This is a genomic window from Micromonospora inyonensis (assembly GCF_900091415.1).
Classification (GTDB): Bacteria; Actinomycetota; Actinomycetes; order Mycobacteriales; family Micromonosporaceae; genus Micromonospora; species Micromonospora inyonensis.
Genome location: NZ_FMHU01000003.1, coordinates 1 through 18,804 on the forward strand (window position 1 = coordinate 1; position 18,804 = coordinate 18,804).

Genomic DNA, 18,804 nt, shown 5'->3' on the forward strand with positions numbered 1-18,804 from the left:
GCCGGCGGCGGTGGCGTCCGGGGTCCGGCGCAGCCAGCCGAGGTGCGCGGCGACGAACCGGGCGGCGGCCGCCACCGGGTGCTCCGGACGGTCGTGGCGGATCGCGTCGCACGACGGTGACCGCACCGGCCCGGCGCAGCGGCCCACCCGGCACCGGCGCACAGCGGCCCGACGGGCGGGGCTGCCGCGTCGGCAGCGGACGCCCCGGGTGCGGGCGATGTGGTCCATCCAGGTCACCACGACGTGCGCGGCGGCCCACGCGGCGGCCGAGGCGTCCAGGTCGACCGGGATAGGCGGCTCGGTCGAGCGAGGGCCGTCCCGGTCGCCGTAGCGAGCCTGCCGGGCGATGTTGACGACCGGCTCGGTGGCGTCGCGTGCCATGTCCCGCACTGCTCGGTGGACGGGGGCATAGCAGGGCTGGCAGACGTTTCCGCCGGTCGGGTCCGGGCGGGTGCACCAGGCACAGGTGGAGCAGGTTGCGGGCGGGGAGGGACGTCTGGTCATGGGTGCTCCGTGCGGTCCTGGTGCTCGGGGTCGGGCTGCGGTGGATGTCCGGCGTGGTGTTCGGGAAGGGGCCGGGAGGTGCGGAGGTACGGGGATCCGTGCAGGGGGCCTCGGGGTGTGGTCGGGGGTCCGATGCGGTGGGCGGTAGGTGGTCCGGGGCGTGGGGGACCTAGTGAGGGAGCGGTGCCCGACCCGCCCCGTCCCGTCCCGGGAGACGACGCGACCTGAGTCGGGACGCTGGTGACGGCGCTGGTCGGAAGGCAGACGGGTGCGCTGTTGCCGCTGGTGGCAGGCGTTTCGGTGGGTGGGGGACCTGGATCGGGACCTGAGTGCGGACCTGGTCGGGACCTGAGTCCGGACCTAGGTCCGGACTCAGGTCTGACGTTGGTCCGGATGCGGGTGGCTGCTCGCCGGGCGCGGGACGCAGCACCATGCCGGCGGCCTCGGGGGTGCGCTTGGACTTGCGGCGGTTGCAGCCGCGGCAGGCCACTACGAGGTTGGAGGCCGTCGGCGATCTCGGGGTCGACGTGGTCGTAAGTGAGGCCGGCGTCGGAGACCCGGTCGGAGAAGGGGCAGAAGTTGCCGCAGTAGCGGCACACGTCGCGGTCGCGGGCCCGGACGGCCGCCTTCAGGGCGGAGTTCTTCAGCTCCTTGGCCTTGGCCTTGTGGACGTCGTTCTCCGACCGGGACGGGTTGCGGTCGAGGTAGTCGTGGATCAAGTAATCCCAGTCGTCGACCCACGTCCGGCCGTTCATGCACTCGCACCGCTCGCCGTCGTCGCGGCGGTGCAGCAGCGGCGCCCGGCCGTACCGGGCGCGCATGAGCCGCTCGTTGGCCTCGTCCCAGCCGAACAGGTCGAGGATGTCGGCGGTGAGGAACCCGTCGGACCGTTCGCCGGACACCCACGACAGCAGCTGGGTCCACACGCCGAGCGCCTCGGCGCGCTGCTTCTTCGCCCGCAGCCCGGTAGCACCGGGGTCGGCCAGGCCACGGACCTTGACGGACATGGCCAGCCGGTCGTCGATGCGCCCCCAAGGCATTAGCGGCGTCCTTTCGGGACACGACAACTAATGATCAACATCTATGGCTCTCCCGGTATGGCGAGGCGCGGCCACCGGTTCCGGTGGCCGCGCCGGGCGGGCGTGTAGGGGCTGTTTGCAGGTCAGCGGGCGAACGACATGTCTGGTGGAGCGTCGGGCGGGCAGGTGTCGCACCGTGAGCCCGGCAGGCCCCAGACGGGCGTGTAGCAGACGCAGCAGGCCACCATCTCGTAGCCGGCGACCCGGGCCGCCGGCTTCTCGGTGACCTCGGGCGGGGCCTGCCCGGCGAGGGCGGCGTCGACGAGCGCGCGGCCCTTGCGGGCCCGCTCGACGGCCTCCTCCGGGGTGCGGACCTCGCGAACAGCGACGTCGGTCTCCCACTTCGGCCTGCCCCGGTAGCCGCGCTGCATCACGCACCCGCCGAGCCGGCCGGAACGCCAGCGCCGATGACCGCCGTGGTGTCGTCCGCGTTCGCAGCTGCCTCCTGGCGGAGGGCCTCGGCCAGCACCTCCTCGCCGTTCGGTCAGCTGGTAGAGGCGCACGCCGTCCCGGTCGTCGGCGTCCTCGGCGAGCCGAACCAGGCGGGCCGCCATGAGCGGACCGAGCCGCCGGCCGGCGCGGCGCAGGCCGAACGGCGGGTCGGGCAGCTTCTCGAAGTCCGGCCGGGTGTAGCGGGGGTCGCTGTGCACGCGGCCCTGCCTGATCGCTACGAGCAGCTCGACGTGTTCGGGGCCGAGGGTGGTCTGCATGAGGGTGTCTCCGATCGTGCTGTTCGGGTTGTGCGTCACGCCGCCGGCTCTTCCTGATCGCCGGCGTCGAGCAGGGCCAGGTGCCGCCGGCGTCGCCGGATCCGGCGCGCAGCGTCGTCCTCCAGCGCTGCCCGCTTCGCCAGGGCCTGCTCGACCGGGTGGGGCGGCTCGGGCGGCAAGGGAGGAGGGCCGTATCGCTCGGTCAGCAGGGCGTCGAGCAGGTCCTGCCGCGTCATGACGGGTCACCCCGGGTGGCGCGCAGGGTGGCGCAGGCAGCGCAGTCACGCGGCTGTAGCCGGACCCGCTTGCGGCCGGTGGCCCGACCGGTGAGGGTGATCCCGCAGATGTGCGGGTACCGCTCGTCGACGGGCACCGGCCGGCCGAGCAGGATGCTCGCGCCATCCACACTCCGGGCTGCATCGCGTCACCGTGGCCCGTCCTCGACGAGCTGGCCGTCGAGCGCGTCGCCGGCGCGGAGCCCGGCCCGGACGCCGGCGGCGTACAGGGTCGACAGGTCCGCCGGCAGCAGGCCGAGCGCGCACAGCACGTCGAGGGCCTGGTCGACGCCGGCGACGTAGAGCTCCACGCTGTGCACGTCGTAGCGGCCGCCGTCGGAGAGGTAGCGGACGCTGAGGTAGCCGTCGCGGTGCCACTGCACGGCGACCAGCTCGGCCCGGGCCAGCGGGGCCACCCCGGGCGGCGGGGCGAACGGCAGCTCGTACTCGCGCGGCTCGACGCACCACTGCTGGGCGTGCCGGAGGGCGGCCCGGAGGCGGGCGATCTGCGTCAGCGTCAGCTGCGGACGGTCGACGGTGGGGGCGTCCGCCCCGTCGCCGGGGAAGTCGGCGACGGAGCGGACACGCGGGGCTCGTCGACGACGTCGACGACGACGGCGGGCACCGGCGGGAAGGCAGTGCAGGGGCGGCGGGGACGTCGACGGCGGCCACGGGCGCGGCGGGCCAGCACCGGGGGCACCACTTCGCGTCGTGCCGCTCCCGGGCCTGCCGGGCGGTCACGATCAGACCGTTACGCGTCGACCTGCGGCACACGGTGAACTCGGCACCGGGCGGCGGGTCGTGCGCCTCAATTCCCCGGCGCGCGATCGCGATCCACACCTCGTCGTCGTCGGCCGGGCCCGCCGGGAGGACCGCGTCGACACGACGCACGAACTCCGGCGCAACCTCGGCGACCGCCGCGATGCGCGCCGCCGGGTCGGTCTCGTACTGCTCGCCGAGGCCGGCCAGCTCGTCCTGGTCGTCGACGTTGGGGTGGGTGTCGCACTCGTCGGCTGGCTCTGCGATGGGCCGCCGGTTGGTGCCGGAACCACCACAGCGCGGGCAGGTGTTCTTCGTGCCCTCGAACCACTTTCCGCAGCCAAAGCACTGCCACGACCAGCGGTCGGGCTCGACGGCCGGGGTCGGGCGGGTTGCTGGCCGCTGGCGGCCGTCCAGCGACATGACCGTAGCGGGGAGCGCGTCTGTCTCAGCTGAGACAGACGCGACGTCCCGGGCGGCGGTGGAGTGGCTGATCCCGAGGGCGGTGCCGATCGCGCGGGTGGACATGCGACCAGCCGCAGCGCGGTGACGGCCTGGCGGCGGTGGACCTCGGTCAGCCTCAGCGCGCGCCCGATCTCCTCGTCGACGTACGCCTCCCACGACGCGTAGCCGAGGACCTCCCAATCGCCGCGCTCCCACGCGAGCGCGATTTCCTGGACCGTCTCCAGCCAGTCCTGCAAGCCCTGCCGGATCCGGTCGGCGCGGGCCCGCGCGACCGGCACCGTCGAGCGGATCTCCACCACGGCGTTCACCGGTTCTCCCCTCTGGTGCGCGCGACGGCCGCCGGGTCGAGGCGCAGGGTCGGGGCGTCAACGGGGTGGCCGGTCGCCAGCCGGCTGGCCACCACCAGCCGCCCGGTCGCGGTGGGCGTCGTCGCCGGCGCGGTGCCGGCCGGCGGCCGGCTGGACGAGGGTGGGCGGTCGGCGGCCGGGACCGGCGGCCGGCGCAGAACCCGACCGGGCCAGTCGGCCCCGGTGCCGGTCACCACGCGTCCTCCCCGTGGTCCCGCTCGCCCAAGATCGCGGCGTCACGCTCCCGCGCGGCCTCCACCAGCGCGTCCGGCAGCGGCCGGGGCGGGCGGCCGGGTCCGAGTGGCGGGCGTCGCCGGCCCTGCCGACCATGCGGCAGGTGCGGCAGGTCGCCCGGCCGGCGTGGTCGCGTCCGAGGTCCGGGTCCGGCACCAGCGGATGCCGGCGGCGGATCACCGGACCGACCCGTCGACGAGGGCACCGAGGCCGTCGATCGGTTCCTGTCCGGGCCCGGGGCGGCCACCCCGCCCGGACATGCCGGGCAGGGTGGCCGACACGGCCTGGACGGCGGCGGCGCGGGCGGCCGCCTTGCGCTTACGCCAGCAGCCTGCACCGACCCGGCGCGCGCGGGACTCCGGGGTGTGAAGCTCGCGGTCGCAGTCGATGCACCACACCGGGGTCGGCTCAGCCATCGCCGGCACCCGGCCGTGTCGCCGTCCGTTTCCACGTCGGCGGACGGCGTCCGGGCCGGCGAGGGCGGACCGGAGCCGGCCCCGCACATCGGCGGGCACCCACACGCCGGAGAGGTCCAGCGGCCCGCCGGCCAGCACGTCGAGCAACCGGTGAACATACGCCGACGCTCGCTCCGGCGGCGGGTCGATCGCCGGCGGGCTGTCCGGCTGCCACGCCGTCCAGATCCCGGCCGCGCCGGCCCGTAACGCCTCCCGACGGTCCGGCGAAACCATACGGTGCGCGAGCGCGGCCAGGGCCCGGTACGCCTGGGCCGACTGGTCCCGCTCGTCGAGCTGCCGGGTACGGGCAGCGAGAGCGACCATCACGGCGGCGAACAGCCCGCCGCCGGACAGAGCGACCAGGACGCTGACCACGTAGTGCTGACGTCGATCATCGGTGGGCCTCCGGGATGATGAGGTGGTCGACGGCGCGACCGCGCCGATGCAGTGGGTGGACGCGGCGCGCTGCGCTCGGTGTCGGGCCGTGCGGGCCCGGCGATCGGACACAGCGACGCAGACCGCGGCCGCGCCCAGCCACGCGAGGACCAGCACGACGATCAGCGACCAGGTACGGGGTCCGGCGTCGCCCGGCCACGCGGCGGCGAGCGCGGACACGATGAGCACCACGCCGGCGGCCACGGTCAGCACAGGCCCCACCGGCAGCGAGGGCCTCGTGGACGTCGGGCCGCCGAGCCGGGTACGGCGCGGCCAGCCCCGGTCGGGCCGGTGCGCCCACCACCAGATCCCCGCCGGGGCCAGGGCCACCAGCAGCAACCCGGCCACCTCCGGCGCGGCCAGGGCCACGCCCTGCACGATCCCGGCCCTCATGCCGCCGCTCCCACCGCCCGCAGCGGCACCGACGCGGTGACGACCAGACGGCTACCCCGCCACAGCGCACACGCGCTGTAGAGGTGCGTCTGCTGGCCGTCGACGATCGTCTGCTGCTCGACGGCCGTCGCGGCCGCGCCGACCTCGTCCGCCCACCCGGCGGCCTCGGCCACCGTGCGGCACGTGATCACGACCGTCTCGGTCCCAGCCAAGAACCGCACGCTCTCGGGGCGGGCAGCGCCGGCCGGTCGACGGCGGCGGTCAGGTCCGAGATCAACCGCAGCACCCGCGCCCGGCTCATCCGCACCCGGGCCGGCTGCGCCACCATCTGGCCGGCGACCGGCACCGGCGCGGCCGCCGGCAGCGGGCCCGGCATCCCGGACGGCGTGGCCGCCGGGACCGCGGAACCGTCCACCCACAACCCGCACACGCCCGGCGGGTCGACGCCCGCCCACGTCTCCGACTCCCGCCCGGCGGCCTGGATCGCGTCCAGCACACCGTCGAGGTCCCCGCTGCACACCATCACCGCGGCGGCCACTGTGCTGGACGCCTCGTCGCGGATCTCCACCCGCAACGTGGCGGGCCACCACAGGTCGGCAGGGTGAGGCGCTCCGGCCCGCCGGTCGTAGCGACGCTGGGCCCCGAGGTGGGGTCAGAGTCCCGGCGGGCCGGAGTCGTCTGGACGGGGGCGGCGACGTCGACGGGTGCCGCCCCGTCTCCGGCCGGGTGGCCGGAGTCTCGGCCGCCCGGGGGCGGCGGTAGGGTTGGTCATCTCGCTGTGGTCCCTTCGTGGAGGTTGGGCCTGGTCGGGATTCCGGGCCACGGCCGTGACAGCGGCCGTGGCCTTCTTGCTGCTGCTGGTGCTCGAGGCCAAGAGGCCGAGCACCACGAGGGCGATCACCCGCCGGCCGGGCCGGGCCGCAGACGCGACCCGGCACAGCTGCACAAGGTGGGTCATTCGGCGATGGCCAGGCGGAACGCTGCGCGCCGCTGCTTTTTCGCGTCCCGTCGCCGCTGGGCGGCGGTCAGCCCGCGCCGATCGTTCTGCCGCTGGTAGTTGTCCGACCGCTTCTCGGCCGACAGGGGAGCGGCTGAGGTGCTGTTGGCGCCGGCGCTCCACGCCGTCGCCTCCAGGCGGATGCGCTCGGCCACCTGCTGGCCGGGGACGCGCAGGGTGAGGTCGATCCCCGACTTGGTCGGGGGGCCGCCGGTCTCGGGTCCGGTCATGCTGCAACTCCTTTGGATCGGCCGACTTCGGCGCGCCTCGCGGCGACCTCGTCGGGGTGGGGACACTTGCCGGCTTCACCGCGCGGCTGGCCAGGATCTCGGCAGCGTCTTCGTGGGTGAAGCGGATCTCGTTGGCGATGCGGTGGTGCGGGAACGTCCGGGCGGAGACGCCTTTGCGGAGCCAGTCCTCACCGGTCTCCACAGCGCGGCCAGCTCGGCGAAGGTGAACACCTCCAGGTCGCGGCTGCTCACGCTGCGGCCTCGGTGTCGTCGGCCGGCGCGGCCCACTTGAAAAACTGGTCGAAGCTGACCGCCAGCCCGACGCGGGCGAGCTTGTCGGCGTTCAAGTCAAACGCGGCCAAGGCGTTCGCCATCAGCGCCTCGGAAACCACTCCCCCGTCGAGGGCCCGATCAATGGTCTTGCCCTCCATGCCGAGCAGTCGGCCGGCTGCCGGCCCCTTGTCGCGGCCGACCAGCGTGAGGAGGGCAAGCCGGAAGGGCACCGGCTTGACGTAGCAGTGGTGACGCGTTTCCGGTATCGCCAAGTGATTCCGTAAACGTGTTTCCGTTTTCACGTCCAGGGACGTTACTCCGGAAGTGCGTTGCCGACAACTCACCCGTTCGGACGACTGATCCGGCAACGCGTTTCCGGTTACTCTGTCCGACATGGCACAACGAGGACTGACCTCACGACAGGCCGCACGGGCGAAGAGACGCCAACAAGCAGGCAAGATTGATCTTCTTGAACCCCGCACACTGCGGCCCGGCTGGCAGCTACGCAAGGAAACGCGTTCCCGCTACGATCACGTCGTGGCGACGGGCGAGGTCAACCGACAGGCTTGGGTGGAGGTGGTCCGCGAGCTCCTCGCCGAAGAGGCCGAACTCCATCGGAAGACTCACGGCGCCAAGACCCGATTCGCGGCCAAGGTCGGTGTGAGCGTGCGCACCGTCGACACCTGGCTGCGCCGGGACGTGGACGTCAAGGAAGCCAACGTCCGTGCCGTTGCCGAGGCGTACGGCCGGGACCAGATGGAACTGCTCATTCGCGTCGGGTTCTATGCCGTCGAGCAGATGCCGTACAGGCCCTCAGACGAAGAGATCGACGAGGAACAGCGCCAGGTCCTGGAGTCGGAGCTAGACGACGAGATCAAGGCGGAGATCCTCCAGCAGCTGGAGGAGATGCGTGCCGCCGACGAGCGGCTAATCGTGGAGCAGCGCGAGCGCGATAAGCAGCGCCGGATGCGGGAGCTGGGTTACCGCATCGAGCAGGCGCGCCGCAGCGCGTAGCACCAACCCCTTTCACCGCCGCAGGCCCCGGCCGCGGCTCACCCACCCATGCCCTGGGGAGATTCCATGTGGATCGAGAAGAACGGGCGTACCTGGCGGATCCGCGAGCTCCTCGCCGGCGAGAAGATCACCCTCGCCAGCGGGTACGAGACGAAGAGCGCCGCCCAGAACGCCATGACGATCATGAAGGCAGACGCGCTGCGCGGCGACGCTCTGGTGCCACGCGGCGGGGAACTCACCCTGGCTGACTGGGTGGCCACCTGGTGGCCGGCCTACAGGCGCGCCCTCAAGGAGACCAGCCGGAACAGCATCGAAGGCGTGATCAACCGGTACATCGTGTCGATGCTCGGGCACCTGCGCCTGGGCGAGCTTTCGGAACAGCCACTCATCGTGCAGCGTTGGACAAACGACCTGCTCGACGGGCGCACCCGGGTCAAGAAGCCGCGGCCACTGGCAAACAAGACGGTGCGTAATGCCCACGGTCAGCTGTACGTGATCATGGCCGCCGCCATCACGCACAAGTACATCCGCCACAACCCGTGCGAACACACGCTGCTGCCTGAGGAGGACGACGACCGGGACGAGATGCTGTTCCTCACGCCGGAGGAAGCCGATCGCGTCATCCAGGCGACTCCGGAGCATTGGCGCCCGCTGATCCTCCTGTTCATGGCGACCGGCCTGCGCTGGAGCGAAGCGATGGGGTTGCGGAAGCGGGACATCGACCTGGTGCGGAACCGCCTGCACGTCCGGCTCCAGACGGTCGAGGTCAGCGGCCGGCCCATCGACCAGACACCGAAGACCAAACGCGGCAAGCGGCACGTGACCTTTCAGCACGACATCGCCGAGGTGCTGCGCCCCCTGCTCGACGGTAAGAGGTCCGACGACCGCGTGTTCACGGGCCCGAAGGGTGGACTCATCCGCCGCAAGGAGTTCTACGAGATTTGGTGGTTCGTGCGCGAGGCCGCCGGGTTCCCCGGACTGCGACTGCACGACCTGAGGCACACGCACGTAGCGTGGCTCATCGCGGCGAACGTGCCGCTGTCGGCGATCAGCCGGCGGATCGGCCACAAGGACATCGGATTCACCGACCAGCGGTACGGCCACCTCCTACCGGAGGTCGACGAGGGCGTTGTGGCGGCAGTGGAGGCCGCAATGCGCAAGGTCGACTTTAGGGGGAACGTAGGGGAACCGGTCCCCGCTTGACCCCCGCGAACCCCCGTCCACCCCGCCGAAACCCCTGGTCAGCCAGGTCGCAAGGCTCTGACCTGGGGCCATAAACAAGTTCGAATCTCGTATCCTCCGCTGGAGATTGGTAAGCGTTGAAGCAGGTCAGGCCCGGTCTTTGGACCGGGCCTGACGATCTTTAGGGGACAGGTAGGGGAAGTCAGCCGCGCTGGTGCCCCGGGCGCGAGCGTCGAGGGATCCGGGACACCTCGGCCAACCGCTTGCGGACGCCGGCGACGTAGCCGCGCGCCTCGGCCTCACGGACCGCCCGCTCCTGCTCCACCAGCGCCCGACTAGTGGCTTCGGCCCTTCCGCGCTGGTATGCCTGCCTCACCTCCAGGGCGTGGCGCTCCTCGTCTGCCTCAATGTCCGCCGCCATCATGTCGATCACACCGAGATGATGCCGCACTTCGTCCAGCACCGCCCGAAGGCGGCGATCATACGAATCGACGACAGCCACGAGCAGCATGCCGACTGGCAGGAGGGCGGCAGCCACCATCGCGGCCAGGAGGCTTGCCTCGATGGCCGTGACGCCGGCAGTCAGACAGCCGGCTCCAATGCAGCCGATGCCTGTGGTACGCGGGGAGGGATGGATACGCATGGGCGCACTCCTGGGTGGATGAGTCCTTACAGTGATCAACTCACAGCGGTGAGTCATTGAAACACCCGTACCGATCCGCCACGTCCCCACTGGCGGGGGCCATCACCTCGACCAGCGCGCAACTAGTTGACGATGCACGATCTTCACGCTATGGAACACACAGAGCGTGAAAACCCGCTGCGGGACCGAAGCCGCAACGATCGGGAGTGACGCACGCTCGGTGATCAATCTGATACATCACTGGCAATCCCTTCGCAGCGCGCTCCGCTGACTGATTTCACGCATCGCGCAAGAGATCCCGGCCCACCAGGTCGAAACGGTCACCAAGACGTTGCACTCAAGCGGATTTTCCGACGTACCGTCCGAAGTGGCGGCCCGCCGGGGTAGAGGCCGGCGGGCCGCCGCCCAGCCCTCTACCTGGGAGGAACCCCATGGACAGTCTCGGCCGCCAGATCGCCAAGATCCGGGGTAGACGCGGCATGTCGCAACGCGAGCTGGCCGCCGCCGCCGGCGTCAGCGTCGACCTGGTCTCGAAGCTAGAGCAGGGCCAGAGGAAAAGCGCCCGCTTGGAGTCCGTGGCCGCGCTTGCTCACGCGCTCGACGTCACGCCCGCCGAGCTGCTCGGCAAGCCGCGCGGCCTGGCCGCCGGCGCGGAGGACGGGGAGATCGGCGCGATCCGCCGGGCGGTGCTCGGTCTACGCCCGGACCACCAGGACCCGCCCACCCGGGCAGCCCAGACCGCCGCCATCGACGACCTCTGGTCGGCGTACTGGTCAGGGCGGTACGCGCACCTCGCCCGACAGCTGCCAGACCGTGTCGACCAGGCCCGCGCGCTCACCCGTGACGGCCGGCCCGCCGACCACGCGCTGCTCGCCAGCGCCCTCCAGCTCACTGGGAGCCTGCTCGCCCACCTCGCGCATGAAGACCTGGCCCATCTGGCGCTGACTGAGGCCGGACGCGCGGCCGAGGCCAGCGGGGACCACCTGCTCCACGCCGCACAACAGGCCACCCGGTCCTGGGTGCTGTCCCGACAGGGCCTCTGGTCCGAGGCGGAACACGTGGCGATTACGGCTGCGGCCTCCGTGGAGCCGACGCTGTCCCGGTCATCCGTCGACCAGGTTGCACTGTGGGGCGAGCTGCTCCGGTACGGCACCACAGCGGTGGCCCGATCCGGGCGGCAGGCTGAGGCGACCGAGCTACTCGGCCTCGTCGGCGCAGCGGCGTCCCGGATGGGCCACGACCAGGCCACGCGGTACGTCGGCCGGGCGTTCGGGCCGACGGTGGCTCGGATGAAGGCGGTGGACGTGGCGGTCTCGGGCGGCCAGCCGCGCCGCGCTATTCGGCTAGCCGACCAGGTGGAGCACCCGGAGGCGGCTCCGACCGCGATGCACGCCCGGTACCTGCTCAACGTGGCGTGGGCGCAGACGATGGACTGGCGATCCCAGGACGCGGTGGACACTCTCCGGCGGGTCGAAGCACTCACGCCGGAGCTGCTGCTCCATCAGACACTCGCTCACACGATCGTGGCCGAGCTGCTCCCGCGCCGGCACCGGCAGCGGCTCCCCGGGCTGGCGGCCCTCGCCGACCGCATGGGCGTGCCTAGGTAGGACGTCCGGTACCTGCCTGACTGGCCGGTTGCTGTCCAACTAGGACGCCCTGTCCCACTCCACTACACCTGACCGCCGATAGCGTCCGTGACAGGGCGTGATCAGGCGATCTCCGTCAGCTTCGGTGGTAATGGCCGCGGTCGCGCCCGCCAGCCGGGCGCGGCGGTGGTCGGTCCTTCCAAGAGCACCCGCCGCCGCGCCCCCTCACAGAGGGGCGCAGGTGGACGGCGCACAGCAGAACCCGGCACCGAACCGGGGCGAGCAGATCGACCAGGCGGAACGTGAGGCGGCGAAGCAACGGATCCTCGCACTCGCCGAAGATGACCGGGTGCCCGTTGACGACGTGACCCGGGCCGTACCCGACCGGCGGTGGCGCCGTGGACGTTGACGAACTGCCCATCGGCCGGCGCGTCGCCCAGTGGCGCATGCGGCGCAAGATGTCCCAGCAGGTGTTCGCCGACAGGCTCGGCAAGTCGAAGAGCTGGGTCGATAAGGTGGAGCGGGGTGTCCGCTCGCTCGACAAGGTCTCCACCATCCAGGACATCGCCGCCGTCCTGCGCATCGACACCGCGGTGCTGCTCGGCCGGGACGCCCAGCCGGACAGCGCCACTGAGCGGGTCGACGCCGTCGACCGGATCCGGGCCGCGCTGTCGACGTACGAGGTCGCGCTGGCCCGACCGGGCGCGCCGCTCGCCGTGGTGCCCGCCGGCGAGCTGGCCGGCCGGGTCGAGCACGCCTGGATCACCTACCAGCGTGCCCGGTATCCCCAGCTGATCGCGCTGCTTCCGGACCTGCTGGGCACCGCGCAGCGCACCCACGCCCACGGTCCGGTGTCGGGCCGGGCGCCGCTGGTGGAGGCGTACCGGATCACCGCCTCCCTGCTGGTAAAGCTCGGCGAGGCGGACCTTGCGTGGCTCGCCGCCGACCGGGCCATGGCGGTGGCCACAGGCGACCCGGTGCTGGTGGCCACCGCGGCCGTGCAGCTCGGCCACGCCCTGCGCGCGGCCGGCCGGGGGCGGGCGGCGATGTCGGCGGTGCTGGCCGCCGCGTACCGGATCGCCCCGCCCGTGATCGAGTACGGCACTCCACCCGAGCTGTCCCTCTGCGGCACGCTGCTGGTACAGGCCGCCCTGGCCGCCGCCCGCGACGGGGACGACTGCACCACCGTCGAGCTGATCGACGAGGCCGCCGACATGGCCGCCCGGGTGGGCGACGGCCACGACCACCACCGGACCGCGTTCGGGCCGACGGCTGTCGACCTGGCCCGGGTCACGGCGGCGATCGAGCTGGGCGAACGTGACGCGGTCGCCTGGCACGAGAAGGCGACCACGCAGTACGGCTGGCAGTGCCTGCCAGTCGAGCACCGGGCCGGGCATCTCGTCGACGCCGCCCGCGCCTACCTCCAAGCCGACGATCCGGCCGCCGCTGGTCGCGCCCTGGTCGACGCCGGCCGGCTCGCCCCGGCCGAGATGGACCGGCCGGCCGCGCGGGACGTGCTGGCCAGGGTGGTGCGCTGCCCCGACGTCCCGCCGACCGTGACCCGGCTGGCCACCACTCTGGGAGTCGCGTGATGACCGCACCGTTCCTGTCCCTGGCGCAGATCCGCAACCGGTTGCTGCTGTCCGTGCGGTACCACCAGCCCGGCCGGGACGGCCGGTGCCGAGTGTGCCGGGTGCCCGACTGCAAGGTGCGCCGCCACCTGGCTCGGGTTGACTCGTCGAGGGCGCCGCGATGACGCCGGCCATCCGCGACCACCGGTGCCGCGGCCCCCCGAGTCCGGTACCGCTCACCCGCGATCACCACCCGGCACAGCGCAGCAAGCCCGGTTCACACCGTCACGGAGGACAACTTGAGCGCCATCAGATCCATCGGAGCGGCACTGGCCGCCCTGACCATCGCCATCCTGCACGCCCCTACACCCGCCAGTGCCGGCCTGGCCCCGGCAACCGAACCGCAGCCCGAGGCTTGTGTCAGTCTCGCGTTGAGCCGAGGCGCGGACATCTGGACCTGCACCAGCGAGATGCTGGTGGAGGTCGACGTGAATGACCAGGGCGAGCCGCAACCGCCCGTCTACACGCCGATCGAACAGCCGATCGTCTCGTCGGAGCCGGCCGCCACGGCGGGCGAGGGCGTGACCGACGACTGGGACACCTGGTGCGAGACGGGGAGCATCTGCCGTCGCTGGATCAACTCGGGTGCGTCCGAGACGAAGGGCAACGCGGCGTACGGGAACCAGTCCGGCGTGATCGGCACCTACGACCTGGTGATTCGCACCAACATGAACGGCCGGTACGCCAACCACGGGCTCGCGTTGATCTGGGATTCGGGGCCGAGCCTCGACTTCAACGACGTGTACGTGCGGTGCCGGGAGGACCGGAACAACTTGCCGGACAACAACTGCGGTGACCACTACGCCGGGGGGCCACTCATCAGCGCCGGCACCTGGCGCTGGAACTCCGGCACGGTGCTTGGCAACAAGCTGAACAACGCGAACCCCTACTTCGCTGAGGTCACCGGCGAACTTCATCCCCACCGGGTACCCGTTCTACATCGCCGCGCCGCTGCGGACGATGAAATGGACGTGCCCGAGCAACCTCGCCAATCCCTGTTACTTCCCCTAATCGGCGGGCTGGGCTGGGATGATGGGTCGGGGTCGGCGCGGTCGACGCCGGCCCATCGTCTCGTGGGAGGCAGCGTGAACAGCCAGCCGGGTACCCCGATGAGCGGGTGGGACGAGGTCCCCACCTGGCCGGGACCCGCCCGCCGGTGGCAGCTACCACGAGCTGACCGACACGGGCTGGGGGCCCTCATCGGGTGGTTGAGTGGCGCAGGACGGCTCGTGCGGTCCCCGGACGTCTCCCCCACATGACCATCGAGGAGTGCACCGGCCCGGCCGGGGCACTCGGACGGTCCGGCCTCGGTCCCCTGAGGACCAGCAGGTTATCGACGACGGGGTCAACGACTACCCTGCGTGACGCCGGTATCCCGGATCGGCCGACCGGGTACCGGTGGTTCCTGCGGCTGCCGGACGGCTACAGCGGCGAGCAGGTCGAGTCCGCAGTCATCAGGGCGGTGGGGCAACTGCCGGCCGACCATGTGCGGCCGGCGCAGTTCGCTCCGCGGATTCGCGAGGTCCTTGAGGACGTCTACGCCGGCAGGTAGCACAGCGCGGCGGACGGTGGGGCCTTGTCCACAGGTGGAAGTTATCCACAACCGGACCCGGCGGGTTGCCTCGAGGAAGCGGGGCCGGCACGCTGGCCAGGTCGGCGCGGTCACCCTCCAGCCGCCGGCCACACCTGCGGGGCGGTGGGGCGGCTCGGTCGGCAGGCACCGGCAGTCCGGGCCCGGACACCCGCACCGCCCCCGCCAGCTCGGCGGGGGCGGTGGCCGTTGATCTACTCGGCGCGGGGCTGGCGTGCCAGGCGTTAGCGGCTGCGGTGTTGGCCTCCCGGTGGGCCTGCATGTGGGCGTCCCGGTAGCGGAGGCCGCGCACCAACAGTTCGACGATCCGGTTGCTGATCTCGTCCCTGCTCATCTCGTTTCCCCTCACCCTTGCCGCTTTGTGTACCACAATAATAGGGCGGTCGAGTGTGTCGACGCCAAGCCTTGTGGTGAACGTTTTTTGTGGTACAGTTTCGGCATGGAGATCAGGAACCGCCCAAGCGTCGGGGCCGACCGGCCACCGGAGTCACGCCGAAGCGGAACATCCGGCTCGGAGCCACCTGGGACCGCGCCGAGGAACTCGGCCGCCGCTCGCCGAGCTGCGCGGGTGAGAGTTCTCGATGACCGCGTACGTCGAGGAGGCGCTGCGCCGGGAGAACGCCCGAATCGAGCGCGAGCTGCGGCGCAGCGGTAACGCCTGACCCACCCACCCGACAACAAGTCGGGCCCGGACGCGGTGCTGGTAACACCGGCCGGGCCCTTGATCGACTGTCTAGGAGTCGACCCGTGCACATCATCGCTGACGCGCGCTCCTGCGCGCACACCACCCCGACCCGTGGGGTGGCCAGCTACGCCGGCCCCGCCTCCGGGCTCCGGGCTGCCCTGCTGACCAGCGCCGCCTCGGTCGTCCGACCGTCGCCACCGCGCTGACCGCCGGGGGTGCCCGGTGAGCCAGCACGTCAAGGCGGCCCTGCTCGCCAGCAAGGGCCTCAGCAAGACCGATCGCGGCGTCCTGGTCGCCATCGCCGCCCACATGAACAAGGCCGGCGACGCCTGGCCGTCGGTCGCCACGATCGCCGAGTACGCCGACTGCTCCGAGCGCACCGTCCAACGGTCCATCGCCCGACTCATCATCCCTCGGCCGGATCGTCTGGCGCCACGTCGCCGGCCGCGCCACCCGCACGTACCGGCTCGTCGTCGCCGCCGTCCGAGGGTGACGACCACGGGCCCGGGGGTGACAAACCAGCGCGCCGAGGTGTCAGATTCGGCCGCCGAGGGTGCCACCCTGGCTGTCACCCGAAGTGGTGAAGAGAGTTTGAAGGGGAAGGGGTCCGGGTCCGCACCTCGCGATGAGCACGGCCGCCTGGCCTGGTGGCAGTTCAAGCGATCCAGGACCGAGTCTCAGCGTCCGTCGTACCCGGAGCGGCGAGGAGCTGCGCTCCCGCCGCCCACCGGCACGGCGAAGTGCCAGAAGCCTGGTCACGAGGGGCAGCCCCTCCACAACTGCGGCCCGTGCCGCGGCGAGCAGAACGGCGGAGGCGTGCGGTGAAGCTGCTGACCCGCCCCCGGCTGACCGCCGAGGAGATCGCCGCCGCCCGCTCCGCCGAGGTCCGCGCCGACGTCGACCGGGCCCGCCAGCTCGACGCGCTCCAGCGTGAGCGGGCCGCCGCTGACCGGGCCGAGGAACGCCGTGCCGAGCGCGATCGGGCCCGCGCCGAGAAGCGCAGGCGCAAGGCACTGGCGAAGGCCCGTGCGCAGCGCCGTGCCCGCCGGCGTGCGCTCGCCAGCGTGGTGCGCACGGTCGGGCCGCTGCTGCTGGTCAACCTCGCCGCCATCGGTGGTCAGGCAGCGTATGGGTTCACCAGGACGCCGGCGGCGTGGCCGGTGCTGGCGCGGCTGCTGGTCGCGGTCGTCTACGCCGCCACCGTGGAATCGATCTCGCTTTATGTAAAACTGGCATGCGCACGACGCGTTGCTCAACGACTCGCCGAGCACCGCCGCGGCGATGCGCCGGCGCGCGTACGGCATCGCGGCCGTGGTGGCGGTCGTCAACTACAGCCATTTCGACGACGAGGGCTGGACGCCAACGCCGTTCGCCGTCGGCAGCGGTATGGCGTCGTTGCTGTCTCCCTGGTTGTGGGGCCTGCACACCCGCCGGGCACACGACATGCAGTTGCTGCGCCAGGAGCTGCGCGACGAGACCGGCGCAACGTTCGACCGACGGCGGAAGCGCGCCTTCCCTGTCCGCACCTGGCGTGCGCAGCGCTGGTCGATCGAGCACAGCGTGCGCGACCCGCGCGAGGCGTGGACCGGCTACCACGCCGAGCGGGCCGCGCGCCTCGCCGCACTGCCTGGCGGCCGGCTGCGCACCGCCCTGGCCGTGCTGCGCGGGCTGGACTTGGCGCCCAGGCTGCGCCAGCCGAGCCCACGCCGGAGCCGGTGAGCCTCGACGACCCGGACATCCAGGCGTGCGCCGAGGTGCGCGAGAGGATGCGCGGCATCCGTGACCGGTACGGTGCCGGCGCCGCCCGGATCGCGGCAGCCGACCGCGACCCACGCCGGTGGATCGACCTGCGCGCGGGCGGGTTGTGGGACCTCGTTGACGCGACGCACGAGCCTGCGCACGTGCGCCGCCCTGCGCCCGCTGCGCATCCTGCGCCGGTGGAAGCTGCGCAGCACTGTGCGCAGACGGATGCACCGGATGCGCGGACCGGTGCGCAGAGGGTCGACGCGCCGCCGTTACCCGGCCTCGACGACGCGCCGGCGGCGACGGACGTCCGCCGGTGTCGCCCGGACGGCGGCTCGGCTGGCCGAGGCGTACGACCGGTTTGTGGCCGAGCACGGACGCGCGCCGCTCGGCGGGACCTGGCGAAGGCGACGGGTGTGCACGTGGCGACCGCGAACCGGTGGAAGCGCGCCGCCGGGCCGAAGTAGTCCGAACACGACGACGTGCCCCCGCCCTTCCGTGGGAGGACGGGGGCACGGCTCGGACGCCGGTCAGTACGTGCGGTCGTCGCCAGCCGATGGGGCCGGCGCGCGGCGGCGAGCCACGGCACGTACGTACGGAGCCAGGCATCGACGCCGGGGACCGCCAGCACCCGGGTGACGGCGGCCGCGACGGTCACGCTTTGGGCGACGGCCGGGACGGTGTCGACGCCGGGCGGTGACCGCCACGGTGGGCAGCAGGGTCAGCGCGCCGACGCCGGCGGCGAACACGGTCCGGGCGGTGGCCCGCCACGGGTGGCGGGTTTGGGTAGGCTCCATCGGTCCTCCGATCAGGTGTGGGGCTGTTGGTAAGGGCGAGCTGCACCTTGAGGTCGCCGACCTGGCGCTGCAGCTCCTGGATCGTGGCGTCGCGGGCGGCCAGGTCGATGCGGAGCCGGTCCCTCTCTTCGCGGACGCTGGCCAGCTCGGCGACGCGGGACTCCAGTTCCAGCACCCGGGTGCGGAGCCGCTCTTCCTCGGCGGAGGTGATTCGCAGCGATTCGCGGTGGTGTCTAGGTCGGCCTTGACGCGGGCCAACTCGTTCCGCAAATCATCGGTGAGCTGCTGGTAGATGTCCTGCCTCACGAGAGCGGTCTGCACCTTGAGCTGCTCGGCCTGTGCCTCGGTTTGCTTGATCTGCGCCGCGCGGAGCCGCCGGCCGAGGATGTGCGCGACGATGGTGCCCGTGGCACCGGCACCGACCACGCCAGCCGATGTGACCACCGCGATCAGCACGCCGGTGTCCACAGGGCCTACTTCGCGCGGGGACGGCCTGGCCGAGCAGCTGGGCGAACTCGCGGGCGAGGGCCTCGCCGATCTCGGTGGCGGTGACCTCGGGGCCCAGCTCCGTGGCGACGGCCTGGGCGAGGGTCGGGGCGATCTGCTGGAGGTAGGCGAGCGTCTCGCGTCGGGTCTGCTCGCCCTGGGCGCGGATCTCGGCCACCACCTTGTCGGTGTCGTCGGCGGCCACGCCGGACAGGATCGTGTTGAGCACGTTGAGGTGCTCAGGCCAGCGGGGATGCCGCCGCCGGTGTACTGCCAGGGCAGGGCGCGCA

At 72.3% G+C, this 18,804-nt stretch carries 26 protein-coding genes; 12 read left to right on the forward strand and 14 right to left on the reverse strand.

What is annotated here, in order from left to right; all coding sequences use genetic code 11:
- The 12 genes from GA0074694_RS30380 to GA0074694_RS30430 form a co-directional block, all read right to left on the reverse strand.
- A partial coding sequence (locus GA0074694_RS30380) for a hypothetical protein (RefSeq protein WP_141714325.1) occupies positions 1 to 381 on the reverse strand: 381 nt, incomplete at its 3' end.
- 119 nt (positions 382 to 500) lie between these two features.
- A complete protein-coding gene (locus tag GA0074694_RS30385; RefSeq protein WP_091464454.1) occupies positions 501 to 1,544 on the reverse strand; it encodes an HNH endonuclease in 1,044 nt (347 codons plus the stop codon).
- Between the two features lie 122 nt (positions 1,545 to 1,666).
- Positions 1,667 to 2,332: a hypothetical protein gene (locus tag GA0074694_RS30390; RefSeq protein WP_091464457.1), complete on the reverse strand. Its 666-nt coding sequence runs from the start codon at positions 2,330 to 2,332 to the stop codon at positions 1,667 to 1,669.
- The gene (locus GA0074694_RS30395; protein WP_091464460.1) at positions 2,329 to 2,529 is read right to left on the reverse strand and encodes a hypothetical protein; all 201 of its coding nucleotides are present in this window, start codon (positions 2,527 to 2,529) and stop codon (positions 2,329 to 2,331) included. The genes GA0074694_RS30390 and GA0074694_RS30395 overlap by 4 nt, the downstream gene beginning before the upstream one ends.
- Complete coding sequence (locus tag GA0074694_RS32095; RefSeq protein WP_176738214.1) at positions 2,526 to 2,699, reverse strand: hypothetical protein; 174 nt, start codon at positions 2,697 to 2,699, stop codon at positions 2,526 to 2,528. The genes GA0074694_RS30395 and GA0074694_RS32095 overlap by 4 nt, the downstream gene beginning before the upstream one ends.
- An 18-nt stretch (positions 2,700 to 2,717) precedes the next feature.
- Positions 2,718 to 2,984, reverse strand: a complete 267-nt coding sequence (locus GA0074694_RS30400; protein ID WP_091464462.1) for a hypothetical protein — start codon at positions 2,982 to 2,984, stop codon at positions 2,718 to 2,720.
- Positions 2,985 to 4,096: 1,112 nt separating this feature from the next.
- Positions 4,097 to 4,333: a hypothetical protein gene (locus GA0074694_RS30405; RefSeq protein ID WP_141714326.1), complete on the reverse strand. Its 237-nt coding sequence runs from the start codon at positions 4,331 to 4,333 to the stop codon at positions 4,097 to 4,099.
- Positions 4,334 to 4,549: 216 nt separating this feature from the next.
- The gene (locus tag GA0074694_RS30410; protein WP_091464468.1) at positions 4,550 to 5,656 is read right to left on the reverse strand and encodes a DUF6011 domain-containing protein; all 1,107 of its coding nucleotides are present in this window, start codon (positions 5,654 to 5,656) and stop codon (positions 4,550 to 4,552) included.
- A complete protein-coding gene (locus GA0074694_RS30415) occupies positions 5,653 to 5,847 on the reverse strand; it encodes a hypothetical protein (protein ID WP_091464471.1) in 195 nt (64 codons plus the stop codon). The genes GA0074694_RS30410 and GA0074694_RS30415 overlap by 4 nt, the downstream gene beginning before the upstream one ends.
- Positions 5,844 to 6,230, reverse strand: coding sequence for a hypothetical protein (locus tag GA0074694_RS30420; RefSeq protein ID WP_141714327.1), 387 nt, complete (start codon positions 6,228 to 6,230; stop codon positions 5,844 to 5,846). The genes GA0074694_RS30415 and GA0074694_RS30420 overlap by 4 nt, the downstream gene beginning before the upstream one ends.
- A 380-nt stretch (positions 6,231 to 6,610) precedes the next feature.
- A complete protein-coding gene (locus GA0074694_RS30425; protein ID WP_091453247.1) occupies positions 6,611 to 6,883 on the reverse strand; it encodes a hypothetical protein in 273 nt (90 codons plus the stop codon).
- A 248-nt stretch (positions 6,884 to 7,131) separates the two neighbouring features.
- Positions 7,132 to 7,458 carry a hypothetical protein gene (locus tag GA0074694_RS30430; RefSeq protein ID WP_141713971.1) on the reverse strand — a complete coding sequence of 109 codons (327 nt, stop codon included), beginning with the start codon at positions 7,456 to 7,458 and terminating at the stop codon, positions 7,132 to 7,134.
- Between the two features lie 235 nt (positions 7,459 to 7,693).
- Between GA0074694_RS30430 and GA0074694_RS30435 the strand changes: the two genes are divergently transcribed.
- Together GA0074694_RS30435 and GA0074694_RS30440 are read left to right on the forward strand one after the other, a co-directional pair.
- A complete protein-coding gene (locus tag GA0074694_RS30435; protein WP_091453258.1) occupies positions 7,694 to 8,170 on the forward strand; it encodes a hypothetical protein in 477 nt (158 codons plus the stop codon).
- A 66-nt stretch (positions 8,171 to 8,236) separates the two neighbouring features.
- Positions 8,237 to 9,373, forward strand: a complete 1,137-nt coding sequence (locus GA0074694_RS30440; RefSeq protein ID WP_141713972.1) for a tyrosine-type recombinase/integrase — start codon at positions 8,237 to 8,239, stop codon at positions 9,371 to 9,373.
- Between the two features lie 181 nt (positions 9,374 to 9,554).
- Here GA0074694_RS30440 and GA0074694_RS30445 read toward each other — a convergent pair whose 3' ends face one another.
- The gene (locus GA0074694_RS30445; RefSeq protein WP_091453105.1) at positions 9,555 to 9,995 is read right to left on the reverse strand and encodes a hypothetical protein; all 441 of its coding nucleotides are present in this window, start codon (positions 9,993 to 9,995) and stop codon (positions 9,555 to 9,557) included.
- 431 nt (positions 9,996 to 10,426) lie between these two features.
- On the opposite strand from GA0074694_RS30445, the gene GA0074694_RS30450 reads away from it, so the two are divergent.
- From GA0074694_RS30450 to GA0074694_RS34445, 8 genes are all read left to right on the forward strand, one after another.
- A complete protein-coding gene (locus GA0074694_RS30450; protein WP_091453108.1) occupies positions 10,427 to 11,602 on the forward strand; it encodes a helix-turn-helix domain-containing protein in 1,176 nt (391 codons plus the stop codon).
- Positions 11,603 to 11,822: 220 nt separating this feature from the next.
- On the forward strand, positions 11,823 to 11,990 hold the full coding sequence (locus GA0074694_RS32100) for a hypothetical protein (RefSeq protein ID WP_176737778.1): 168 nt from the start codon (positions 11,823 to 11,825) through the stop codon (positions 11,988 to 11,990).
- Positions 11,980 to 13,173: a helix-turn-helix domain-containing protein gene (locus GA0074694_RS30455; RefSeq protein WP_176737779.1), complete on the forward strand. Its 1,194-nt coding sequence runs from the start codon at positions 11,980 to 11,982 to the stop codon at positions 13,171 to 13,173. Before GA0074694_RS32100 ends, GA0074694_RS30455 begins: the two co-directional genes overlap by 11 nt.
- Positions 13,173 to 13,337 (forward strand): hypothetical protein, encoded by a 165-nt coding sequence (locus tag GA0074694_RS32105; protein WP_176737722.1) that lies wholly within the window; start codon positions 13,173 to 13,175, stop codon positions 13,335 to 13,337. Before GA0074694_RS30455 ends, GA0074694_RS32105 begins: the two co-directional genes overlap by 1 nt.
- 114 nt (positions 13,338 to 13,451) lie before the next feature.
- Positions 13,452 to 14,471 carry a hypothetical protein gene (locus GA0074694_RS30460; RefSeq protein WP_091464479.1) on the forward strand — a complete coding sequence of 340 codons (1,020 nt, stop codon included), beginning with the start codon at positions 13,452 to 13,454 and terminating at the stop codon, positions 14,469 to 14,471.
- Complete coding sequence (locus GA0074694_RS34440; RefSeq protein WP_091464482.1) at positions 14,468 to 14,764, forward strand: DUF5956 family protein; 297 nt, start codon at positions 14,468 to 14,470, stop codon at positions 14,762 to 14,764. The genes GA0074694_RS30460 and GA0074694_RS34440 overlap by 4 nt, the downstream gene beginning before the upstream one ends.
- A 786-nt stretch (positions 14,765 to 15,550) precedes the next feature.
- Positions 15,551 to 15,694 (forward strand): hypothetical protein, encoded by a 144-nt coding sequence (locus GA0074694_RS32110; RefSeq protein ID WP_176738215.1) that lies wholly within the window; start codon positions 15,551 to 15,553, stop codon positions 15,692 to 15,694.
- Between the two features lie 16 nt (positions 15,695 to 15,710).
- Positions 15,711 to 16,313, forward strand: coding sequence for a helix-turn-helix domain-containing protein (locus tag GA0074694_RS34445; RefSeq protein ID WP_091464486.1), 603 nt, complete (start codon positions 15,711 to 15,713; stop codon positions 16,311 to 16,313).
- On the opposite strand, the gene GA0074694_RS30475 is transcribed toward GA0074694_RS34445, so the two are convergent.
- Positions 16,244 to 16,792, reverse strand: a complete 549-nt coding sequence (locus GA0074694_RS30475) for a hypothetical protein (RefSeq protein ID WP_091464489.1) — start codon at positions 16,790 to 16,792, stop codon at positions 16,244 to 16,246. The genes GA0074694_RS34445 and GA0074694_RS30475 overlap by 70 nt on opposite strands.
- Here GA0074694_RS30475 and GA0074694_RS30480 point away from each other — a divergent pair.
- Positions 16,770 to 17,207 carry a hypothetical protein gene (locus GA0074694_RS30480; RefSeq protein WP_091464493.1) on the forward strand — a complete coding sequence of 146 codons (438 nt, stop codon included), beginning with the start codon at positions 16,770 to 16,772 and terminating at the stop codon, positions 17,205 to 17,207. The two genes, GA0074694_RS30475 and GA0074694_RS30480, sit on opposite strands and share 23 nt — an antisense overlap.
- 1,257 nt (positions 17,208 to 18,464) lie before the next feature.
- Positions 18,465 to 18,804 (forward strand): hypothetical protein (locus tag GA0074694_RS31275; protein WP_218105884.1); only part of this gene is annotated, 340 nt, incomplete at its 3' end.

Excerpts from the sequence above, each read along its gene's own strand:
- GA0074694_RS32105 (WP_176737722.1), top strand. The coding sequence starts at position 13,173 with ATGACCGCACCGTTCCTGTCCCTGGCGCAGATCCGCAACCGGTTGCTG.
- GA0074694_RS30425 (WP_091453247.1), bottom strand. The coding sequence starts at position 6,883 with ATGACCGGACCCGAGACCGGCGGCCCCCCGACCAAGTCGGGGATCGAC.
- GA0074694_RS30480 (WP_091464493.1), top strand. The coding sequence starts at position 16,770 with ATGCGCCGGCGCGCGTACGGCATCGCGGCCGTGGTGGCGGTCGTCAAC.
- GA0074694_RS30440 (WP_141713972.1), top strand. The coding sequence starts at position 8,237 with ATGTGGATCGAGAAGAACGGGCGTACCTGGCGGATCCGCGAGCTCCTC.
- GA0074694_RS30410 (WP_091464468.1), bottom strand. The coding sequence starts at position 5,656 with ATGAGGGCCGGGATCGTGCAGGGCGTGGCCCTGGCCGCGCCGGAGGTG.
- GA0074694_RS34440 (WP_091464482.1), top strand. The coding sequence starts at position 14,468 with ATGACCATCGAGGAGTGCACCGGCCCGGCCGGGGCACTCGGACGGTCC.
- GA0074694_RS30445 (WP_091453105.1), bottom strand. The coding sequence starts at position 9,995 with ATGCGTATCCATCCCTCCCCGCGTACCACAGGCATCGGCTGCATTGGA.
- GA0074694_RS30475 (WP_091464489.1), bottom strand. The coding sequence starts at position 16,792 with ATGCCGTACGCGCGCCGGCGCATCGCCGCGGCGGTGCTCGGCGAGTCG.
- GA0074694_RS30385 (WP_091464454.1), bottom strand. The coding sequence starts at position 1,544 with ATGCCTTGGGGGCGCATCGACGACCGGCTGGCCATGTCCGTCAAGGTC.
- GA0074694_RS30450 (WP_091453108.1), top strand. The coding sequence starts at position 10,427 with ATGGACAGTCTCGGCCGCCAGATCGCCAAGATCCGGGGTAGACGCGGC.
- GA0074694_RS30395 (WP_091464460.1), bottom strand. The coding sequence starts at position 2,529 with ATGACGCGGCAGGACCTGCTCGACGCCCTGCTGACCGAGCGATACGGC.